This is a genomic window from Longimicrobium sp., assembly GCF_036280135.1.
GTDB lineage: Bacteria > Gemmatimonadota > Gemmatimonadetes > Longimicrobiales > Longimicrobiaceae > Longimicrobium.
The window spans coordinates 1-4,206 of record NZ_DASURI010000563.1; the positions used below are offsets into that span (position 1 = coordinate 1).

At 72.3% G+C, this 4,206-nt stretch carries 5 protein-coding genes; all 5 read right to left on the reverse strand.

Annotated features, from left to right (window positions below; all coding sequences use genetic code 11):
* On the reverse strand, nt 1–947 hold a 947-nt coding region (locus VFZ20_RS18210; protein WP_329685354.1), incomplete at its 3' end, for an acetoin utilization protein AcuC.
* 5 nt (nt 948–952) lie between these two features.
* Nucleotides 953–1,624, reverse strand: coding sequence for a CBS and ACT domain-containing protein (locus VFZ20_RS18215; protein WP_329685350.1), 672 nt, complete (start codon nt 1,622–1,624; stop codon nt 953–955).
* Nucleotides 1,625–1,699: 75 nt separating this feature from the next.
* Nucleotides 1,700–2,170: a DUF3293 domain-containing protein gene (locus VFZ20_RS18220; protein WP_329685351.1), complete on the reverse strand. Its 471-nt coding sequence runs from the start codon at nt 2,168–2,170 to the stop codon at nt 1,700–1,702.
* Between the two features lie 7 nt (nt 2,171–2,177).
* Complete coding sequence (locus VFZ20_RS18225) at nt 2,178–2,600, reverse strand: hypothetical protein (protein ID WP_329685352.1); 423 nt, start codon at nt 2,598–2,600, stop codon at nt 2,178–2,180.
* A 690-nt stretch (nt 2,601–3,290) separates the two neighbouring features.
* Nucleotides 3,291–4,206 (reverse strand): DMT family transporter (locus VFZ20_RS18230; RefSeq protein ID WP_329685353.1); only part of this gene is annotated, 916 nt, incomplete at its 5' end.

Consider the following 4,206-nt stretch of genomic DNA (forward strand, 5'->3'; position numbering starts at 1 on the left):
CACACGAGCGTCCACGCCCGCGGCACCACCTGCCACACGGCGTACCCGCCCCCGCCCGTGGCCACCACCCGCCCGCCGCAGACGGCATCGGCCGCCTCGCAGACGATGCGCGTGGTCTCCTCGGCCAGGCGCGTGCTGGCCCGCAGGTGCGTGAGCGGGTCCAGCGCGTGGCCGTCGCAGCCGGACTGCAGGACGACGACGTCGGGCCGGAACGCCTCCATCACCTCGGGGATGAGCTTGCGGTGGATGTCCAGCCACGAGCCGTCCTCGGTGAACGGCTCCAGGGGCACGTTGAGCGAGTAGCCGTACCCGTCGCCCTCGCCCAGCTCGTCCACGAAGCCCGTCCCGGGAAACAGGTAGCGCCCGGACTCGTGCAGCGAGAGCGTGAGCACGTCGGGATCGTCGTAGAAGATCCCCTGCACGCCGTCGCCGTGGTGGGCGTCGTAGTCGATGTACATCACCTTGCCGCCGTGCTCCCGCCGGATCCAGGCGATGGCCGCGGCCAGGTCGCTGTAGACGCAGAAGCCCGAGCCCCGGTCGCGGTGCGCGTGGTGCAGCCCGCCGCACAGGTTGAAGGCCCGCGTGACCTCGCCGCCCATCACCAGCTCCGCCGCGCGGATGCTGCCGCCCGCCACGAGCGACGTGACCTCGTGCATCCCCGGAAAGATGGGCGTGTCGTCCGTCCCCAGCCCCCAGCGGCCCGCGTCGCCCCTGTCGCCCCCGTCGCTGAAGCGCCGCACGGCGGCCAGGTACTCGGGCGAGTGGACGGCCAGCAGCTCCGCGTCCGTGGCCGGGCGCGGGGCCACCACGGGCGTGTCGGGCCCGCCCACCAGGCCCAGCGCCTCGATGAGCGAGACGGTGAGCTCCAGCCGCTTGGGGTTGAACGGGTGGTCCGGGCGAAACTTGTACGCGGTGACGGCGGGGTCCCACACGAACGCGCTGCGCATGCGGCTCACGCCCCGCCTCCGTGGCGCAGGTCCGTCTCCAGCGAGGGCCAGCCCACCTCGAAGCCCGCGCCCTCCAGGGCCTCGATGACGTGGCGGGGGTCGATGGTGGCCACCTGCACGATGGCGATGCGCCGCTCGCCGGCCGTGCCTGGGGGCACCATGAGCGAGCAGACGTTCACCCCCTGGTCCTCGCCGATGACGCGCATGGCCCGGGCGAGCTCGCCGGCGCGGTCGGGAAGGGCCACCTCGATGCGGCTGGACTGCCCCGGCGGGCCCAGGATCTCCACGAAGGCGTCCAGCACGTCGCTTTCGGTGATGATGCCCATCAGCCGGCCGTGCGCGTCCACCACGGGCAGCGCGCCGATGCGGCGGCGGCGCATGAGCGTGGCCGCGTCCTCCACCGTGTCGTGGGGGCCGATGGTGACCACCTCGCCCCGCATGACGTCGGAGATGCGGGTGCGCTCCAGGAACCGCACCCGGTGCTCGTCGCTCTCCGTGAGGGGCGAGGGCATGGCCAGCCGCACGTCGCGGTCGGAGACGATGCCCACCACCTCGCCGTCCTGCACGACGGGAAGGTGGCGGATGCGGCGGGCCCGCGTGAGCCGCAGGGCGTCGGCGAGCGAGTCGGCGGGGGAGACCGTGACGGGGTCACGGGTCATCCGCTTCTTGACCAGCATGGCGATGGGAGAAGGGGTACGCGGGCGTGGCGGGCCGCCCGTTCCGGAGCGGCGCGCCCGCGGTCCGGGAGAGAGCTACAGGTCGATCTTTTGCCCGGGAAGGCGTCCCGCAAATCCCGCGCGCGTGCACACGAGCGTGGAGGCGCCCGTGGCATCCACCCACACCACGGCATTTTGCCCGAACACCAGGCCCAGCTCCACCACCAGCGGGCGAACGTCACCCAGCAGCAGGAAGCCGGGCTCCTCCCACCCGTCCGCGCCGGGCCCCGTGCCCTGGGCCACCGTGCGCCGAAACGGCACGCCCAGGGAGCGCACGTGCCGCATGAGCTCCTGGTCGGCCGCGCGGTTCTCGTCCGGGGTGCGGGCGATGGACGCGGGGTTGTACGCGGTCACGATGCCGCTGGGGCGAAGCTGCGCGTCGGCCGGGGGGCCTTCCAGGCGCACGTCCAGCGTCCCGGCCGGCATCTCCACCGTCCAGACGGTTTGACGGTACGCATCCAGGAGCTCGGCGTCGCTCACGAGGGCCGGTGCGGTGGACGGGGTCACGGTTCGATCAGAAGCGGGTTTCCCGGGCGAGTGCCCCGGACGCGTCGTATACGCGAAGAACGTTGGCGGTGCCGTCGTAGTCGGCATCGATGAGCTGAAACGCGGGGGCGCCGTCCCGGTAGACCTCCACCAGGTCCGCGCGTCCGTCGCCGTTGCGGTCTGTCCAGCTGGCCACGGGGCGTCCGCCCATGAAGCGGATCATCCGCGGCCGCGCGCCGCCGCCCTCGCCCTGGGCGCGGACGGCGGACAGGTCCATCCCGCGGAACCAGGCGCCGAGCGAGCCGCGCCATCCGCCCGAGAGTTCGGTGGAGGCCGGCATCTGCGGCATGTCGCGCGAAGGCGGCGTCCACTCCTGCTGCGCCCGAAGCCGTACGGCCGCGAGTACCGCGAGGGCGGCCACCGCCGCGGCGATCCCGAAGGTGCGTCGCATGGGTCACCTCTTGTTTCGTGTTCAACAACGATACATCGCTACACGGTGTCCGCGCCAGTGTTCCGTTTTCCGACGGCCGGAGCGTAGCGTTTGGGCGGCGGATCCAGGCCCGCGAATCGGTCCCGTCCGGCGCGCGGTGCCCCCAGTACAGAGGGGCGGATGCGGGCTCCGGCCCCACTCCGAGCGGCGGCCCCTCACGCGTGCGGACACGTTTTGCGATGAGAGAACCCGAATGAGCCGAGTTGGCGCCGGATCGGGTCAGGGCCGGGGCAGGATCGAGCGGAAGCCGGCATCGCGCCGATTCGGAATCGGGTCGTGACCGGGCCGCGAGAGCCGGCATCAGCCGAATCGGAGTCAGGCCGGGACCAGGCCGCGAGAGCCCGCATCAGCCGAATCGGAGTCAGGCCGGGACCGAGCCGCGGAAGCCGGCATCAGCCGAATCGGAGTCAGGCCGGACCGAGCCGCGGAAGCCGCCCTCGCGCCGAGCGAATGAATTCGCCGCTGGAACATCGCGAAGTCCGCCTGCGCGGACTGCCTCAGCGGGAAGGCCGGCGCGTGTACACCGAGGCGGGGTTCCAGCCGTTGAAGCCTCACGCAGTTTGTGAGGCTTTCCGCTGTCGTTGCGGCGACTTCAGTCGCTCCGGGCGCGATGCGTCTCCTCCTCCCCTACGGTCCGGGAGAAGACGGGTTTCACTCCGCCGCGACCTTGTCCTCCATCTCCCCGTGTTTCGTGTCGCCGGGGCGCTCGGAGCGGGCGTCGACGGCCGTGCGAAAGATGGTGGCGCCCAGGATGAGCGCGCCGCCGGCGATGGACCACGGGCCGGGCGTCTCGCCGTGCACCAGCCACGACCACACGGGGTTCAGCGCGGGCTCCAGCAGAAGCAGCACGGACGCCTCCAGCGCCGGCACGTGGCGAATGCCGGCCGTGAGCAGCAGGTACGCCGCGCCGATCTGGAACACACCCAGGTAGGCCACGCCCAGCCAGTCGGCCGAGGTGGTGCCGGCGGCGACGGGAAAGGCGGCGGGCACGCAGGCCAGGAACGTGATGACGTTGCCCGCGACCACCGTGGGCAGGGCCGAGCCCTCGCCGCCGGCGCGGTTGCCCAGCCAGCGCAGGCCCACGAGGGTGAGCGCCCAGGTAACGCCGCTGGTGGTCGCGAGGACGTTGCCCAGGGCGGGGTTGGTGGCCGTCTGGGTGGCGGGCGGGTCCGCGCCCACGAAGAAGAGGAGAAGCCCCAGCGCCACGGGCGCCATCAGCACCAGGTCGCGCCGGCGCACGTGCTCGCGCAGCAGCAGCGGACCAAACGCCAGCATGTACAGCGGCGCCGTGGACTGCAGGAAGATGGCGTTGGCCGACGTCGTCAGCTTGTTGGCCGTGACGAACAGCGTGAGCGTGGCCGCGTACGCGATGCCCACGGGCACCACGTGCCACGTCCATCCACGTCGCGCGGCGGGCACGAGCAGGAAGATGGCGACGGCTGCCACCGCCGAGCGAAAGCCGGCCACCTGCCAGGAAGTGAGCTCCGTGGCCTTGATGGCCGCGCCGCCGGTCGAAAACAGCAGCGCGGCTCCCAGCACCTGCAGCCGATGTGTCGTTCGCTCTCCC

What these genes read in the sequence shown, in the direction of transcription:
- VFZ20_RS18215 (WP_329685350.1), bottom strand. Translation starts at nt 1,624, where the DNA reads ATGCTGGTCAAGAAGCGGATGACCCGTGACCCCGTCACGGTCTCCCCC.
- VFZ20_RS18225 (WP_329685352.1), bottom strand. Translation starts at nt 2,600, where the DNA reads ATGCGACGCACCTTCGGGATCGCCGCGGCGGTGGCCGCCCTCGCGGTA.